This is a genomic window from Diaphorobacter sp. LI3 (assembly GCF_022807955.1).
Taxonomy (GTDB): domain Bacteria; phylum Pseudomonadota; class Gammaproteobacteria; order Burkholderiales; family Burkholderiaceae_C; genus Diaphorobacter; species Diaphorobacter nitroreducens.
Genome location: NZ_CP094346.1, coordinates 1,332,037 through 1,347,082 on the forward strand (window position 1 = coordinate 1,332,037; position 15,046 = coordinate 1,347,082).

General features: G+C 66.3%; 15 protein-coding genes. 3 read left to right on the forward strand and 12 right to left on the reverse strand.

What is annotated here, in order from left to right:
- Positions 1 to 44: 44 nt before the first annotated feature.
- From nagZ to MRB47_RS06200, 3 genes are all read left to right on the forward strand, one after another.
- Complete coding sequence (gene nagZ / locus MRB47_RS06190) at positions 45 to 1,136, forward strand: beta-N-acetylhexosaminidase (RefSeq protein WP_252102208.1); 1,092 nt, start codon at positions 45 to 47, stop codon at positions 1,134 to 1,136.
- Positions 1,137 to 1,150: 14 nt separating this feature from the next.
- Positions 1,151 to 2,203, forward strand: coding sequence for a 6-phosphofructokinase (locus tag MRB47_RS06195; protein WP_088886243.1), 1,053 nt, complete (start codon positions 1,151 to 1,153; stop codon positions 2,201 to 2,203).
- 381 nt (positions 2,204 to 2,584) lie between these two features.
- The gene (locus tag MRB47_RS06200; protein WP_252102209.1) at positions 2,585 to 2,884 is read left to right on the forward strand and encodes a carboxymuconolactone decarboxylase family protein; all 300 of its coding nucleotides are present in this window, start codon (positions 2,585 to 2,587) and stop codon (positions 2,882 to 2,884) included.
- Between the two features lie 353 nt (positions 2,885 to 3,237).
- Here MRB47_RS06200 and MRB47_RS06205 read toward each other — a convergent pair whose 3' ends face one another.
- The 12 genes from MRB47_RS06205 to lysS form a co-directional block, all read right to left on the reverse strand.
- Positions 3,238 to 3,444, reverse strand: a complete 207-nt coding sequence (locus MRB47_RS06205) for a hypothetical protein (protein WP_252102210.1) — start codon at positions 3,442 to 3,444, stop codon at positions 3,238 to 3,240.
- A gap of 82 nt (positions 3,445 to 3,526) precedes the next feature.
- Positions 3,527 to 4,264: an IS21-like element helper ATPase IstB gene (gene istB, locus MRB47_RS06210; protein WP_011805003.1), complete on the reverse strand. Its 738-nt coding sequence runs from the start codon at positions 4,262 to 4,264 to the stop codon at positions 3,527 to 3,529.
- A 36-nt stretch (positions 4,265 to 4,300) separates the two neighbouring features.
- Positions 4,301 to 5,845, reverse strand: coding sequence for an IS21 family transposase (gene istA / locus MRB47_RS06215; protein ID WP_252100662.1), 1,545 nt, complete (start codon positions 5,843 to 5,845; stop codon positions 4,301 to 4,303).
- Positions 5,846 to 5,989: 144 nt separating this feature from the next.
- On the reverse strand, positions 5,990 to 6,130 hold the full coding sequence (locus MRB47_RS06220; RefSeq protein WP_252102211.1) for a hypothetical protein: 141 nt from the start codon (positions 6,128 to 6,130) through the stop codon (positions 5,990 to 5,992).
- A gap of 331 nt (positions 6,131 to 6,461) precedes the next feature.
- Positions 6,462 to 7,175: an ABC transporter ATP-binding protein gene (locus MRB47_RS06225; RefSeq protein WP_011806378.1), complete on the reverse strand. Its 714-nt coding sequence runs from the start codon at positions 7,173 to 7,175 to the stop codon at positions 6,462 to 6,464.
- Positions 7,175 to 7,942 carry a high-affinity branched-chain amino acid ABC transporter ATP-binding protein LivG gene (livG, locus tag MRB47_RS06230; RefSeq protein ID WP_015913961.1) on the reverse strand — a complete coding sequence of 256 codons (768 nt, stop codon included), beginning with the start codon at positions 7,940 to 7,942 and terminating at the stop codon, positions 7,175 to 7,177. The genes MRB47_RS06225 and livG overlap by 1 nt, the downstream gene beginning before the upstream one ends.
- Positions 7,939 to 9,180 carry a high-affinity branched-chain amino acid ABC transporter permease LivM gene (locus MRB47_RS06235; protein ID WP_011806376.1) on the reverse strand — a complete coding sequence of 414 codons (1,242 nt, stop codon included), beginning with the start codon at positions 9,178 to 9,180 and terminating at the stop codon, positions 7,939 to 7,941. The genes livG and MRB47_RS06235 overlap by 4 nt, the downstream gene beginning before the upstream one ends.
- Entirely contained in the window at positions 9,180 to 10,106 is a 927-nt protein-coding gene (gene livH / locus MRB47_RS06240) for a high-affinity branched-chain amino acid ABC transporter permease LivH (RefSeq protein WP_011806375.1), read from the reverse strand. Before livH ends, MRB47_RS06235 begins: the two co-directional genes overlap by 1 nt.
- 101 nt (positions 10,107 to 10,207) lie before the next feature.
- Complete coding sequence (locus MRB47_RS06245) at positions 10,208 to 11,329, reverse strand: branched-chain amino acid ABC transporter substrate-binding protein (protein WP_011806374.1); 1,122 nt, start codon at positions 11,327 to 11,329, stop codon at positions 10,208 to 10,210.
- Positions 11,330 to 11,691: 362 nt separating this feature from the next.
- A complete protein-coding gene (locus MRB47_RS06250) occupies positions 11,692 to 12,360 on the reverse strand; it encodes a mechanosensitive ion channel domain-containing protein (protein ID WP_011806373.1) in 669 nt (222 codons plus the stop codon).
- A 39-nt stretch (positions 12,361 to 12,399) separates the two neighbouring features.
- Complete coding sequence (locus MRB47_RS06255; RefSeq protein WP_252102212.1) at positions 12,400 to 13,425, reverse strand: diguanylate cyclase domain-containing protein; 1,026 nt, start codon at positions 13,423 to 13,425, stop codon at positions 12,400 to 12,402.
- Between the two features lie 73 nt (positions 13,426 to 13,498).
- On the reverse strand, positions 13,499 to 15,046 hold the full coding sequence (lysS, locus tag MRB47_RS06260) for a lysine--tRNA ligase (protein WP_011806371.1): 1,548 nt from the start codon (positions 15,044 to 15,046) through the stop codon (positions 13,499 to 13,501).

Genomic DNA, 15,046 nt, shown 5'->3' on the forward strand with positions numbered 1-15,046 from the left:
GTGTGGCAAGCGCTGATAGCTATCAAAATGAAAGCATGCAACCCATGACAGAACACGCACCCCTCATCATCGACGTGGCCGGCACGCAGCTCACAGCCACCGATCGCCAGCGCTTGGCCCACCCGCTCGTGGGCGGCGTGATCCTGTTCGCGCGCAACTGGGAGCACCGCGCGCAGTTGCTGGAACTCACCGCTGCCATCAAGGCCGTGCGGGGCGACCTGCTGATCTGCGTGGACCACGAGGGCGGTCGCGTGCAGCGCTTCAAGACCGATGGCTTCACGCACATCCCGCCCATGCGTGCCTTCGGCGAGCTGTGGATGGACGACGGCAAGGGCAGCAAGCACCGCGAAGGCAGCGGCGCCCTGCGCGCCATGGACGCCGCCACGGCGGCGGGCTACGTGCTGGGCAGCGAGCTGCGCGCCTGCGGTGTGGACTTCTCCTTCACGCCGGTGCTCGACCTGGACTACGGCGCCAGCGGCGTGATCGGCGACCGGGCCTTTGCCCGCGACCCGCGCGTGGTCGCCATGCTGGCGCGCGCGCTCATGCAGGGCCTGCTGCAGGCGGGCATGGCCAACTGCGGCAAGCATTTTCCCGGCCATGGCTTCGTCAAGGCCGATTCGCACACCGAGATTCCGGTGGACCGCCGCAGTCTCACGGCGATCCTGGCCGACGACGCGGCCCCGTACCCGTGGCTGTCCACGGTGCTCACCAGCGTGATGCCCGCGCATGTGATCTATCCCAAGGTGGACAACCGCCCGGCGGGCTTCTCCACCAAATGGCTGCAGGACATCCTGCGCGGACGGCTGCGCTTTGACGGCGCCATCTTCAGCGACGACCTGAGCATGGAAGGCGCGCGCCGTCTCGATGGCGAGGTGGTCAGCTACACCGACGCCGGTGTGGCCGCGCTCAATGCCGGCTGCGACCTGGTGCTGCTGTGCAACCAGAGCCTGGGCGGCGGCGCGGCGGTGGACGAACTCATCGATGGCCTGGCCTCCGCGCAGGCCGCGGGCCGCTGGCAGGCCAGCGGTGCGAGCGAGGCGCGCCGCCTGGCCCTGCTGCCCGAGACACTGCCCCAGCCGTGGGACGACCTCATGGTGCAGCCAGCGTACATGCACGCGCTGGACCTGCTGCCTTAAAACGGGTGGCGGCGATGCGTGTCGGGGTACTCACCGGCGGGGGCGACTGCCCGGGGCTGAACGCGGTGATCCGCGCGGTCACCAAGTCGCTGATCCACCACGGACACTGCGAGGTACTGGGCATCGAAGACGGCTTCGAGGGCCTGATGGGCGAAGCGTCGCGCGCGCGGCTGCTCACCTGGGACCAGGTCTCGGGCATCGTGCACATGGGCGGCACTATCCTGGGCACGAGCAACAGCGCCAACCCGCTGAAGGACGAAGCGACGCTGGCCCAGGTGGAGCGCAACGTGCGCGCGCTGGGCCTGGACGTGGTGGTGGCCATTGGCGGCGACGGCACCATGAGCCTGGCCCATGGCCTGGCGCGGATCGGGCTGCAATGCGTGGGCGTGCCCAAGACCATCGACAACGACATCGCGCTGTGCGAGCGCAGCTTCGGCTTTGACACCGCCGTGGCCACGGCCACCGACGCGCTGCGCCGCATCGAGAGCACCGCTTACAGCCACCACCGCGTCATGATCGTCGAGACCATGGGCCGCCATGCGGGCTGGCTGGCCCTGGAGAGCGGCATTGCCGCCGCGGCCGACGTGATCCTGCTGCCCGAGATCGACTACGACCTGCAGCCCATCATCGAGCGCTGCCGTCGGCGCGAGCAGCGCCAGCGCTACACCATCATCTGCATCGGCGAAGGCGCCAAGGAGCGCGGCGCCGGCCTCACGGTACGCGAGCAGGTGGCCCACAGCCCCGACCCGGTCCGCCTGGGTGGCGTGGGCCATGTGCTGCGCCAGCGGCTGCAGCCGCACCTGCAAAGCGAGGTGCGCACCACCGTGCTGGGCCATGTGCAGCGCGGGGGCGACCCGACCGCGTTCGATCGTGTGCTGGCCACGCGCTTCGGTCACCGGGCGGCGCAACTGGTGATCGATGGCCAGTTCGGCCACATGGTCACGCTACAGGGCGGGCACATCGCCAGTGTTCCCATCGCCCAGGTGGCCAACACCCAGCGCAAGGTGCCGCTGGACCATGAACTGATCGCCATCGCGCGGGCGATCGACGTGTGCTTGGGGGAGTAGATATGCCGGTTGTGCTTCATGTTTAGGAGCTGCTCGCGCTTTATAAGCAAGGCTTAGAGACAAATTCGATTCGCATTTTGTTCTGCATGCCAACGCGGTCTTGCGACCGTGCCGGCCGGGTGTTCTGCCGCGCATCTGCGACGATCGGGGCTGGCCGGCACGCCGGGCCAGCCAGCGGTAGCCCATCGCTGGCGCCGGGTTTTTCTGCCGGACAGGCATCGGGAGCCGTATGCGTGAACGAGTGAATCTTGGAAAGAGTGCCCCCGCGCTGTATCAGGCGGTGGTGGAGTTGGACCGGTTGGCGTCCGAGGCTGCGGCACAGGCCGGCATCGCGACGGGGTTCACGCACCTCCTGCGCCTGCGGGCATCCCAGCTCAACCGGTGCGCCTTCTGTGTCAGGCTGCACGCACGGACGCGCTGGCCAGCCAGGAGAGCGGCGACCGCATTGCGGTGCTGTCCGCGTGGCGTGAAACCGATTACTTCAGCCCGAAGGAGCGCGCCGCTCTGGAACTGGTGGAGGCCGTCACCTTGGTCGCGGACGGGCAGGTGCCCGATGCCGTTTACGCGCAGGCGGCAGGCGTCTTGTCCAAGGAGGAGATAGCCGCCGTTGAATGGCTGGCGGTGGTCATCAACGCCTGGAACCGGATCGCCATCTCCAGCCGCTACCCCGTCAGGGCCTGACGGCGGCGGGCCGCCGCAGCGGCCTATGCCCTTACGTGAAGTCCGCCGCACGGTGCGGGCCCTGGACAAGCGCGCGTGCGGACGACACGCCCTGCGGGCGCCGGCATGGCTGGATGGGGAAGGATGTTCACACGCATCAGGTGGGCCTGTACGCACTCACCGTGCCTTTGGCGCGAATGAAGAGGGTGCCGCGGAGCTGTGCGCTGGGTGCCAAGCCAGCGGCGGGCGGTAGTCGGCCACGCTGTTGGGGCCGGGAAACCCGTTCGGGAGATTGGTAGACAGCGGCAGCGACGGTGCTTGCCCGCAGGTGCCGAAAGCGCTTGCGCGCCCAGGCACCGTTGGGGTTACCACGTTCAGCGATCCTGCTGGTTCTGCTTGCCGCCCATTTGGTTGGGGCTCTGCTGGCTCTGCAATTTCTGCTGATCACGCTGATCCTGCGGGTTCAGGTTCTGCTGCCGGCTCGGATCCTGCTGGCCTTGTTGGCCCTGCTGCGCATTCCACTGATGGCGGACAGTGATTCCATTCCCATCGCGGACAGCGTTCCAGGCGATGGCGGACACGTTGCGCGGGTGTCCTGAGTGACGCTCAAATCGTAGCCGAAGTGTCCGCCATCAGCGTGGAATGGCGGTCGGCGCGGCCGGCTCAGACGGCCTTGGTGAGCTTGCGCATCGACTCGCCCTTGAGGGCTATCTTGTGCGAGCCGTGCACGATGCGGTCCAGGATGGCGTCGGCCAGCGTGGGCTCGTCCAGCCAGGCGTGCCAGGCCGTCACCGGCAACTGGCTGGTGATGAGCGTCGAGCGCGTGCCCACCCGGTCGTCCAGCAATTCCAGCAGGTCGTTTCGCTCGTGCGCGGCAATCGGCGCGATGCCGAAGTCGTCCAGGATGAGCAGGTCCAGCCGCGCCAGTTGCGCCAGCCGTTTGCCCAGGCTGCCATCGCCGTGGGCCACGTGCAGCTCCTGCAGCAGCCGTGGCGCGCGGGTGTAGAGCACCGAGAAGCCCAGGCGCGCGGCCTGCTGCCCCAGTGCGCAGGCGAGCCACGTCTTGCCGCACCCGGTGGCGCCGGTGAGCAGCACGTTGTGGCCATGGCGCAGCCAGTCCCCGCCGGCCAGGCTGGTGATGACCTCTCGGCTCAGGCCCCGGCTGGCGCGCCAGTCGATGTCCTCCAGGCAGGCACTGGAGACCTTCAGGCGGGCCGCCTTCAACAGGCGCTCCAGGCGCTTGCTGTCACGCCAGTCCACCTCGCGCTGCACCAGCAGCGCCAGGCGTTGTTCAAAGGGCAGCTCGCTGGCCGTGATGTGGGTGGCCGCGTCGCTGAGGGCGGCCACCATGCCGTCCAGGCGCAGGGCGCGCAGTTGGTTCAAGGTCTGTTCGTTGAGCATGGTTCTTCCTTGTTAGGTTTGCTTGCACGTTGGAGTTCAGTGGTAGTAGCCCGGCCCGCGCACGTTCTCGTGCAGCGGCAGGCTCGCCTGTGCGGCCATCGGCGCATCCAGCGGCCGCTGGTCCAGGCCGCAGCCCAGGATGGAGGCGATGCTCTTGTAGGACGGTGAGCGAATCGACTGCGCCCGCGCACAGGCGGCCTCCAGCCGGTCAGCCCCGTACTCACGGCCCAGGCGCATGAGGCCCAGACAGGAGCGGTAACCCTGCTCGGGATGCTGGCGGTGCTCCATCTGCCAGCGCACCACGGCGGCGGTGGCCGCGCCCACGCGCTCACCCCAGGCGATGAGCTTGGCCGGCGTCCACTGCAGGTGCGCCCGGTGCGAGGCCGGCATGTGCTCGGGCGTGGTGGTGTGTGCACCCCGTCGGGGATTGAGGGCGTGGGCGGCCACGCGTTTGCTGCCGTGCAGGACTTCGAGCGTGCCGGCCGTGATGCGCAACTCCACCGGCTCACCCACCAGGGCGTGGGGCACCGAGTAGTAGTGGCCATCGAGCTCAACGTGGTAATCGATGTTGACGCGGGCGGGTTTGAAGCGCGCGATGGGCATGCGCACCGGCGGCAGGGGGCGCAGGGCTGGCCGGTCGAGTTCGGCGAAGGCGCTAGTGCGGTTGCCCGGCAGCTTCTTGAACGCGCGCTGGTTCAAGTCCACCAGCAAGGCGGCAATCGCCCGGTTGAGCTCGGCCAGGCTGAAGAAGGTCTGGTGGCGCAGCCTGGCCAGAATCCAGCGCTCGACCACCTGCACAGCGACCTCCACCTTGGGTTTGTCGCGTGGCTTGGCCGGGCGCGCGGGCATCACGGCCAGGCTGTAGTGCGCACAGAGCTCTTCGAGCAGGCGGTGCGCGGTGGGCTCGTAACGGTCGGGTCGGGCCATGAGGGCGCGCGGCTGGTCAGGCACCAGCAGGCGGGGCACGCCGCCGATGAACTCCAGCGCGCTAATGATGCTGGCCACCCAGTCGGTGGTCTTCTGGCTGGCGGTGGCGCAGGCGTAGGTGTAGTTCGATGCGCCCAGCACGGCCACGAAGACCTGGGCCTGGCGTATCTCGCCAGTGTCGGCATCCACCACGGGAACGGTCTGGCCGGCGTAGTCCACAAAGAGCTTGTCACCGCCCGTGTGGGTCTGGCGCATGGAGCGCTGCAGGCGCCGGGCCCAGGCCTTGTACTTCTCGCAGAAGGCGCTGTACTTGTACGCCTGCCCGCTGTGCTGTTGCTGGTATTCCTCCCAAAGCAACTGCAGCGTCACGCCAGGTCGGCGCAGTTCGCGGTGGATGTGGGCGTGGTCGGGTTCAAGGTGCCGGGACTCGCGCGCCACGGGTGGCTTGTAGAGCCGGGCCTGGAGTTCGTCGTCGTTCAGGCTCTGGGCCAGTGCCCAGTCCACGCCGGCCACGCGCGCGTAGCTGGCTATCTCGCTGACAGTGGATTTGGAGATGCCGAGGGCGGCACCGATTTGACGGGTGCTCAAGGCCCCGCGGTGCAGCAGTTGCAGTGTGTGTCGTAGTTTGCTCATGGTGACCCTGGGTGTGGGCATCGCTGGTTCCGGTCAAAAAACCGGGCAGCGTATGCCGCGTTCGGGTCACTCAGAACACCCCGCAGGTGTCCGCCATCAGTTTGGAATGCTGTCCGCCTTCAGCGTGGAACACTGTCCGCCATCACGCTGGAACACTGTCCGCCATCAGCATGGAATCGTGTCCGCCATCGCGTGGAATACGCAGCCCTGCTGTTGGTTCTGTTGGTTCTGCTGGTTTTGCTGGTTTTGCTGGTTTTGCTGCTGTTGTTGTTGCTGATTCTGGGTTTGGTTGCCTTGCTGTGCCATGGTCGTTCTCCAAAGAGGTGGACAGGCGGGATTGCCTGCAGATCCATTGAAATGGTCGCGTACAGGGAAACAGGTCAGCGGTTTCCTACCTGCGTGGTAGGAGGCACGCTACTGCGGCGGCCATTCTTTTGGCTGCGACGTGGAGCAGTCCCGGCACTTGCCACGGGAAACGCGGGGGGCCTCAGCACCGCACGCGTTGCAAAACAGGGCGCGCTTGTCGTTCAGGTGGAATCTGAAGGAAACATGATTCCAAGCCCTTATGGGATAAGCGCAAGCAGCTATCAAAAGAAAAGCGGCCTGTAGGCCGCTTTCGTGTCGCACCAGCTTTGCGTCAAGCGCCCAGATAGGCCTTGCGCACGTCCGCATTGGTGAGCAGAGCGGCGCCTGTGTCCTCCAGCACCACGCGGCCGTTTTCCAGCACGTAGCCGCGGTCGGCGATCTGCAGGGCGCGGTTGGCGTTCTGCTCCACCAGAAACACGGTCACGCCCTCGGCACGGATGGCCTGGATGATCTCGAAGATCTGCGCAATGATCAGCGGCGCCAGGCCCAGCGTGGGCTCGTCCAGCAGCAGCAGGCGGGGCTTGCTCATCAGCGCGCGGCCGATGGCCAGCATCTGCTGCTCGCCACCCGACATGGTGCCGGCACGCTGCGCTGCGCGGTCCTTCAGGCGCGGAAACAGCTTGAACACGTGTTCCATGCCTTCCTCAATGGCAGCGCCGTCCTGGAAGAAGCCACCCATCTTCAGGTTCTCGACCACGGTCAGGTTCGAGAAGATGCGGCGTCCCTCGGGCGAGACGGCGATGCCCTTGCGCATGATGAGGTGTGTGGGTTGCTGGGTGATGTCCTCGCCCTCGAAGCGCACGGTGCCCCCGCTGGCGCGCGGCGTGCCGCACAGGGTCATGAGCAGCGAGGTCTTGCCTGCGCCATTGGAGCCGATCAGCGAGACGATTTCGCCCTGGTTCACGTGCAGGCTCACGCCATTCACTGCGCAGATCGCGCCGTAGTGCGTGGACAGGTTTTCTACTTGCAGCATGGGCTGGGCCATCACGCTTCCCCCAGATAGGCCTTGATGACCCGTTCGTCGTTGCGGATGGCGTCGGGCGTGCCCATGGCGATGGGCTTGCCGTATTCCATGACCAGGATGCGCTCGGAAACGCCCATCACCAGCCCCATGTCGTGCTCGATGAGCAGCACCGTCACTCCGTACTGGCGGCGCAATTGGTCGATCAGCGCCTGCAGGTCCTTCTTCTCCTGCGGGTTCAGGCCCGCGGCGGGCTCATCCAGCATGAGCAGGCGTGGCTTGGTGATCATGCAGCGCGCGATCTCCAGGCGGCGCTGGTGCCCGTAGGCCAGGTTGCCGGCCTCGCGGTTCACGAACTCGCGCAGGCCCATGACGTCCAGCCAGTGCATGGCTTGATCGATCTTCTCAGCCTCGCTCCGGCGGTAGCGCGCGGTGTTGAACAGGCCCGCCAGCAGCGGCGCCTGCGACTGGTGGTGCTGGGCCACCAGCAGGTTCTCCAGCACCGTCATGCCCTTGAACAGGCGCACGTTCTGGAACGTGCGCACCACGCCCTGGCGCGCGACCTGGTGGCTGGTGTAGCCCGCGATGGCCTGGCCCTGCAGCGCGATCTGGCCGCTGCTGGGCTGGTAGAAGCCGCTGATGCAGTTGAACACCGTGGTCTTGCCCGCACCGTTGGGGCCGATGATGGCAAACACCTCCTGCGGCTTCACGTCGAAGGCCACATGGTCCACTGCCAGCAGGCCGCCGAAGCGCATGCACAGGTCCTTGACCTCAAGCAGGGGGGCGCTCATGCGGGCACCTCCACATGGTGGCGTTTCATGGGCAGCAGGCCCTGCGGGCGCCACACCATCATCAGGATCATGACCAGGCCGAAGATCAGCATGCGGTACTCGGAGAATTCGCGTGCCAGTTCGGGCAACACGGTAAGGATGATGGCCGCCACGATCACGCCCAGCTGCGAGCCCATGCCGCCCAGCACCACGATGGCCAGGATCAGCGCAGACTCGATGAAGGTGAACGACTCGGGGTTCACGATGCCCTGGCGCGCCGCGAAGAACGCGCCGCCGAAGCCCGCGAACATGGCGCCCAGCGTGAAGGCCGAGAGCTTGATCTTCATGGGGTTCAGGCCCAGCGACCGGCAGGCGATCTCGTCCTCGCGCAGTGCCTCCCAGGCGCGGCCGATGGGCATGCGGATCAGGCGGTTGCTGATGAACAGCGTGACCACCGCGAGCAGCAGCGCCATCAGGTACAGGGCGATCACCATGTGCAGCGAGTTGAACTCCATCCCGAAGAACTGGTGGAAGGTGGTGCCGCCCTCCACGGTGGGCGAGCGCGTCATCTCCAGGCCCAGCACGGACGGCTTGGGGATGCTGGAGATGCCGTCCGGCCCGCCCGTCCAGTCGGTCAGGTTGACCAGCAGCAGCCGGATGATTTCGCCAAAGCCCAGCGTCACGATGGCCAGATAGTCACCCCGCAGGCGCAGCACTGGAAAGCCCAGCACGAAGCCGAACAGCGCCGCCGCCGCGCCGGCCAGGGGAAGGGCTTCCCAGAAGCTCCAGCCGGCCCAGTGGAACAGCAGCGCATAGGTGTAGGCACCCACGGCATAGAAGCCCACGAAGCCCAGGTCCAACAGGCCGGCGAAGCCCACCACGATGTTCAGGCCGAGGCCCAGCATCACGTAGATCATGGCCAGCGTGGCGATGTCCACCGCGTTGCGGCCGGCGAAGAACGGCCACGATGCCGCGATCATCAGCGCCACGAAGATCAGCACCTTGCGCTGGCCCGGCGCCGCCTGAGGCAGGCTGGGCAGCGACAGCTTGGGCAGCCGCGCGCCCAGCAGCGGGCGCAGCAGCTGCACCACGAACACGGCGAGGCACCCCCACAGCAGCGTGCGCCATTCGGGCACGATGATGGTGCGCGTGCCCGCCCGCTCCAAGTGCAGCGTGAAGATGGGCAGTACCACGATGGCCGCCAGAAAGGTGGCGATCAGCGCGTTCTTGAGATGGGAAGAAAAACCGGTGGCGTGCATCAGACTTTCTCCACTTCAGGCTTGCCCAGCAGGCCCGTGGGGCGCACCAGCAGGATGAGCACCAGCAGGCCGAAGGCCACGATGTCCTTGTACTCCGACGAGATGTAGGCGGCGGCGAAGGTTTCGGCCACGCCCAGGATTACCCCGCCCAGCATGGCGCCGGGAATGGAGCCGATGCCCCCGAGGACGGCCGCCGTGAACGCCTTGATCCCTGCGATGAACCCGATGAAGGGGTTGAGCTTGCCCACGGCGAGTGCGATCAGCACGCCGCCCACGGCCGCCAGCATGGCGCCCAGGATGAAGGTGAACGAGATCACGCGGTTGGTGTCGATGCCCAGCAGGTTGGCCATGTGCATGTCCTGCGAGCAGGCGCGCGAGGCGCGGCCCATGCGCGAGTGCTGGATGTACAGCGTGAGCGCAATCATCAGCACCACCGCCACGGCGATGATGAGGATGCGCGAGTAGGGCACGTAGACCTCGAAGCCGCCTTCACTGCCAAAGCGCAGCGCGCCGGGGATCAGCGAGGGCACGGCCATGTCGCGCGCGCCCTGGCCCAGCGCCACCCAGTTCTGCAGGAAGATGGACATGCCGATGGCCGAGATCAGCGCCACCAGGCGCGGGCTGCTGCGCAGCGGCTTGTAGGCCACCTGCTCCACCACGAAGCCGTAGACGCCCGTGATGGCCACCGCTACCACCAGCATCAGGGCGATGATCGCCCACACCGGCAGACCACTCTGCACGCCGACGGCCGACAGCGTGACCAGGCCGATGTAGGCGCCGATCATGTAGATGTCGCCATGGGCGAAGTTGATCATTCCGATGATGCCGTAGACCATCGTGTAGCCGATCGCGATCAACGCGTAGATGGCGCCCAGCGAAAGACCATTGAACAGCTGTTGTACCAGCTGGGGTATGAGATCAGACATGCATGCCACCCCTCAACAGGAAAAGGCCCCTCCAGGGGCCGAATGCAATGGACCAAGGGTGCGTGGCTTGCGCAACGCACCCTTGGGACGGGGAGGTGGGTTTACTTGGCGGCCAGGCTCTTGCTGCCGTCCTTGTGCCACTGGAAGACCTGGAAGTCGAAGCTGTTCAGGTCGCCCTGCTTGTTCCAGGACACGGGGCCCAGCACCGTTTCGATGGTGCTCTTGTGCAGGTGGTCGGCCACCTTGGCAGGGTTGTCACCCACGGCCTTGATGCTGTCCAGCAGTGCCTGGGTGGCGGCGAACGAGGTCAGCTGGAAGGCGCCGGACGCATTGCGCTTCTTGTCCTTGAAGGCGGCCACGACAGCAGCGTTCTTGGGGTTGGCAGCGAAGTCGGCCGGCAGCGTCACCAGCATGCCTTCCACGGCGTTACCGGCAATGGCGTTCACCTCGGGGTTGCCCACGCCCTCGGGGCCCATCATGCGCACCTTCAGGCCTTGCTCGCCGGCCTGGCGCAGCAGCAGGCCCATCTCGGGGTGGTAGCCGCCGTAATACACGAAGTCCACGCCAGCGCTCTTGAGCTTGGTGATGACGGCGGAGTAGTCGCTGTCGCCGGCGTTGATGCCTTCGAACAGCGCCACGGTGATGCCGGCCTTCTTCAGGTCGTCACGCACGGAGGAGGCGATGCCCTGGCCATAGGACTGCTTGTCGTGCAGCACGGCGACCTTCTTGGGCTTGGCCTTTTCGGCGATGAACTTGGCAGCGGCAGGGCCCTGTTGGTCGTCACGGCCGATGGTGCGGAAGATGAAGTGGTAGTTCTTGCCGTCGGTGAGCGCCGGGGAGGTGGCCGACGGGGTGATGACGACCACGCCCTCGTTGTTGTAGATGGGAGCGGCAGCGATGGAGGCACCCGAGCACACCGGGCCGATCACGTAGCCGATCTTGGCATTCACCACACGGTTGGCGGCCACGGGGCCTTGCTTGGGTTCGCAGGCATCGTCGATGGAGACCAACTCGATCTTCTTGCCGCCCACGCCGCCAGCGGCGTTGGCCATCTCGACGGCCGTGGTCACGCCTTCCTTGACCATGTCACCGTACTGCGTCAGCGGGCCAGTGGTGGGCATCACCATGGCGATCTTGACTTGCGCATGCGCGGTGGAGAACAAAGCGGCACCGGCCAGACCCAGTGCGGCAACGACGGTGTGCATGCGGAACGGAATGCTCATAGGACTCTTTCAACTTTGGGTAAAGCGGTCTGAAAAATCAACAGGCCCCGGTGGGGGCCTGAGACGTAGGCCGCAAAGATTAACGGGATGTGTGGCGTTGGCAACAGGGTAACCGGGGGTGGCCCTGCCGGAAGGTTTTTGCTAGGGCTGTTGCCGAAAGACGGGCAGCGTTGTCCGCGGGGCTTACGGCGGACTGACATGCGCGGGGGCGATAGGGTTTTGCCCGTCACCCGGGGCGCAGTGACCGCGCTGTGCGGCCGTGGGGTGCCCGAATATATGTCAAAAAGGCCTGCAGCGCCCGCCCATCAAGCGCGGACAGCTATATTTTGATGAGCATCAACCCCGTCGATGTACTTGGGCCATCAAGGAAAGCTCGCCGGCTTGGGCGCGGGCGTGCTGGCGGGCTCGCGAGCGGTGGCGGCGCAGGCGGCGGAATCCGGAGCAGGATGTAGCCGTGACTCCGGCACCGGCGTGCCGGCACGCCAGCGGCGCACCACGCGCTGGAAGATCAGTGTGTTGGGAATCTGCAGCAGCGTGCCAGGCTCGGGGGCGGTGGCGTCCTCCAGCGTGATGTAAAGCAAGTTGATGTCCATCACGCGGCCCAGGGCGCCGGGCTTGTCGGCGGTGTCCAGCAGTTCGATGTGGTCTCCCACGCGGAACGGGCCGACGGTGAAGATCAGAAAGGCGCAAAACAGATTGGACAGCACGCTCCATGCCGCGAAGAACGCCACCGCGCCCACTGTGGCGAAGCCGGTGAAGGCCGTCCACAGCACGGCCGCTGACACCCCCAGGCGCTCCAGCACCAGCAGGCCGGCGCTGCCCAGGATGAGCCAGCGCACCACGGCGTTGATGGGTGTGAGCAGTTCGTGCGGGAACTGGTAGTGGTCGCTGGCCCGCATGATGATGCGCAGCAGCAGGCGCTGCAGCAGCAGCGCGGCCAGGACGATAAGCACAATCTGCACACCGGGCACGATGATGTCGAGCCAGTCGTGCATCCAGACGGGAAGGGCGGTTTTCAGTCGCGGCAGCATGTCGTGGGCAATGAACGGGTGGGCAAGCGCTGGCGCGGCTCAAATCTGCCGCTGCTCGATGGTGTCCATCTGCATCTCGAAGCTGAAGAAGCGGTCCCGGCCCTGGGCCTTGGCGGCATACAGGGCCTCGTCGGCGCGCATGAGCATGGTCTCGGCGCTGGTACCGTCGTCGGGCACGCACGTGGTAATGCCACCCGACAGCGTGAGCGTTTCGCCGTTGGGCGAGCCCGGATGGGCGATGGCGCGGGACTTCAACAGCTTGCCCAGCGCGCGCGCGAACGTCATGGCGCCCGAGCGCGGCGTGTTGGGCAGGATCAGTGCAAATTCTTCGCCGCCATAGCGCGAGGCCACGTCGCGCGGGCGCATGCAGACGTCGTGCAGCACGCGGCCGACCTCCTTCAGGCAGGCATCGCCCTGCACATGGCCCAGGGTGTCGTTGTATCTCTTGAAATGGTCCAGGTCGCACAGCATCAGCGTGAGCGGCACTCCGTCGCGCCGCGCGGCGAGGATCTCGCTGTGCAGGATGCGGTCGAAGCCGCGGCGGTTGACCAGCCCCGTGAGCGGGTCCATCTCCACCATCTCGTTGAGGTGCTGGTTGGCCACGTGCAGCTCTTCGGTCAGTTCCACGAGGCGCCTGCGCATGTCGCGCAGCCGGCGCATGGCGCGCAGCTTGGCGGCCAGAACGATCGGCTTGACGGGCTTGACGAGGTAGTCATCTCCACCGGCTTCGATGCCGCGCCACACATCCAGGTCGCCATCCAGCCCCGAGAGGAAGATGATGGGCGTCCAGCCGCCGGGTTCTGCCTCGCGCATGCGCTGGGCCACCCAGTAGCCGTCGTTGCCGCCAGGAAGGCGTATGTCCAGCAGCACCAGGTCGGGACGCCGCAGCTTGAACAGCTGTAGCGCCGCGTCGGCCGAGGCGGCCTCCAGTACCTCCGACACCCCCACATGGCGCAGCTCGCTTGCCAGTGTGGCGCGCACGGACGCCTGGTCCTCCACCAGCAGCACGCTGAAGGGCTCAAGCAGGAACTGCGGAAATGCGTTGGCGCTGGCAGGAGGGCTCATGAGGTGGCGCAGTGGAGGCCGCTGGTGCGGCGGGATGTCAGCGTGGCCACGTACGGCCACGCATGCCCACGGGTCAGTGCTCGCGCCGCAGGGCCGGGAACAGGATCACGTCACGGATGCTCGGGCTGTCGGTGAGCAGCATCATCAGCCGGTCGATGCCGATGCCGCAACCACCTGTGGGCGGCATGCCGTATTCCAGCGCACGTACGAAGTCGTGGTCGAAGAACATGGCCTCGTCATCGCCCGCGTCCTTGGCAGCGACCTGCGCATGAAAGCGGGCGGCCTGGTCTTCGGCGTCGTTCAGCTCCGAGAAGCCATTGCCGAACTCGCGGCCGGTGATGTAGAGCTCGAAGCGTTCCGTCACCTCGGGGCGCAGGTCGTTGGCGCGCGCCAGAGGGCTGATCTCGGTCGGGTGCTCCATGATGAAGGTCGGCTGCCAGAGCTTGTCCTCCACCTCTTCCTCGAAGTAGAGCACCTGCAGGCTGGCGAGGGTCCGAGTGGACAGGCGGTCCTTCTCCTCGGTCATGCCCAGTTTCTTGAGCGCGCTGATGAGCCAGGCGGCATCGTCCACATGTGCGCCGGCCTCGGTGTGCTGGTAGATGGCCTCGCGGATCGTGAGGCGCTGGAAGGGCTGGGCCAGATCCACCGCGCGGCCACCGTAGGTGAGCTGCAGCGTGCCCGTGGCCTTGAGTGCGGCATCGCGCACCAGCGCCTCGGTGAAATCCATCAGATCGCGGTAGTTCCAGTAGGCCGCATAAAACTCCATCATCGTGAACTCGGGGTTGTGGCGCACCGAGATGCCTTCGTTGCGGAAGTTGCGGTTGATCTCGAACACGCGCTCGAAGCCGCCGACGATCAGGCGCTTGAGGTACAGCTCGGGCGCGATGCGCAGGAACATCTCCTGCTCCAACGCATTGTGGTGGGTGACGAAGGGCTTGGCGTTGGCGCCGCCGGGAATGGGGTGCAGCATGGGCGTTTCCACCTCCAGGAAGCCGTGCTCCATCATGAAAGAGCGGATGCTGCCCACAGCCTTGCTGCGCGCGACGAAGCGGCGGCGCGCGGCCTCGTCGGTCATCAGGTCCACGTAGCGCTGGCGGTACTTGACCTCCTGGTCGGCCACACCGTGGAACTTGTCGGGCATGGGGCGCAGGCTCTTGGTGAGCAGGCGCAGGCGCGACACCTTGACCGATAGCTCGCCGGTCTTGGTCTTCATCAGCGTGCCTTCGGCACCCAGGATGTCACCGAGGTCCCAGCGCTTGAAGTCGGAATAGGCTTCTTCGCCAATGGCATCGCGTGTCACGTAGAGCTGGATGCGCCCGCCGGTGTCACCCAGCGATCCATCCTGCAGGGTCGCGAAGCTGGCCTTGCCCATGACGCGCTTGAGCATCATGCGGCCGGCCACGCTCACCGTGATCGCCTGCGCTTCGAGCGCTTCTCCATCCAATGTGCCGTACTGCTGCTGCAGCACTGCGGCATGGTGCTGGGGCTTGTAGTCGTTGGGAAATGCCACGCCTTGACCCTGGGCCTGGTTCTCGCGCAGAGCCTTGAGCTTTTCACGGCGTTCGGCGATGAGTTGGTTTTCGTCCTGGGGGGCTGGTGCAGGAGTGGCTTCAGTGGACAT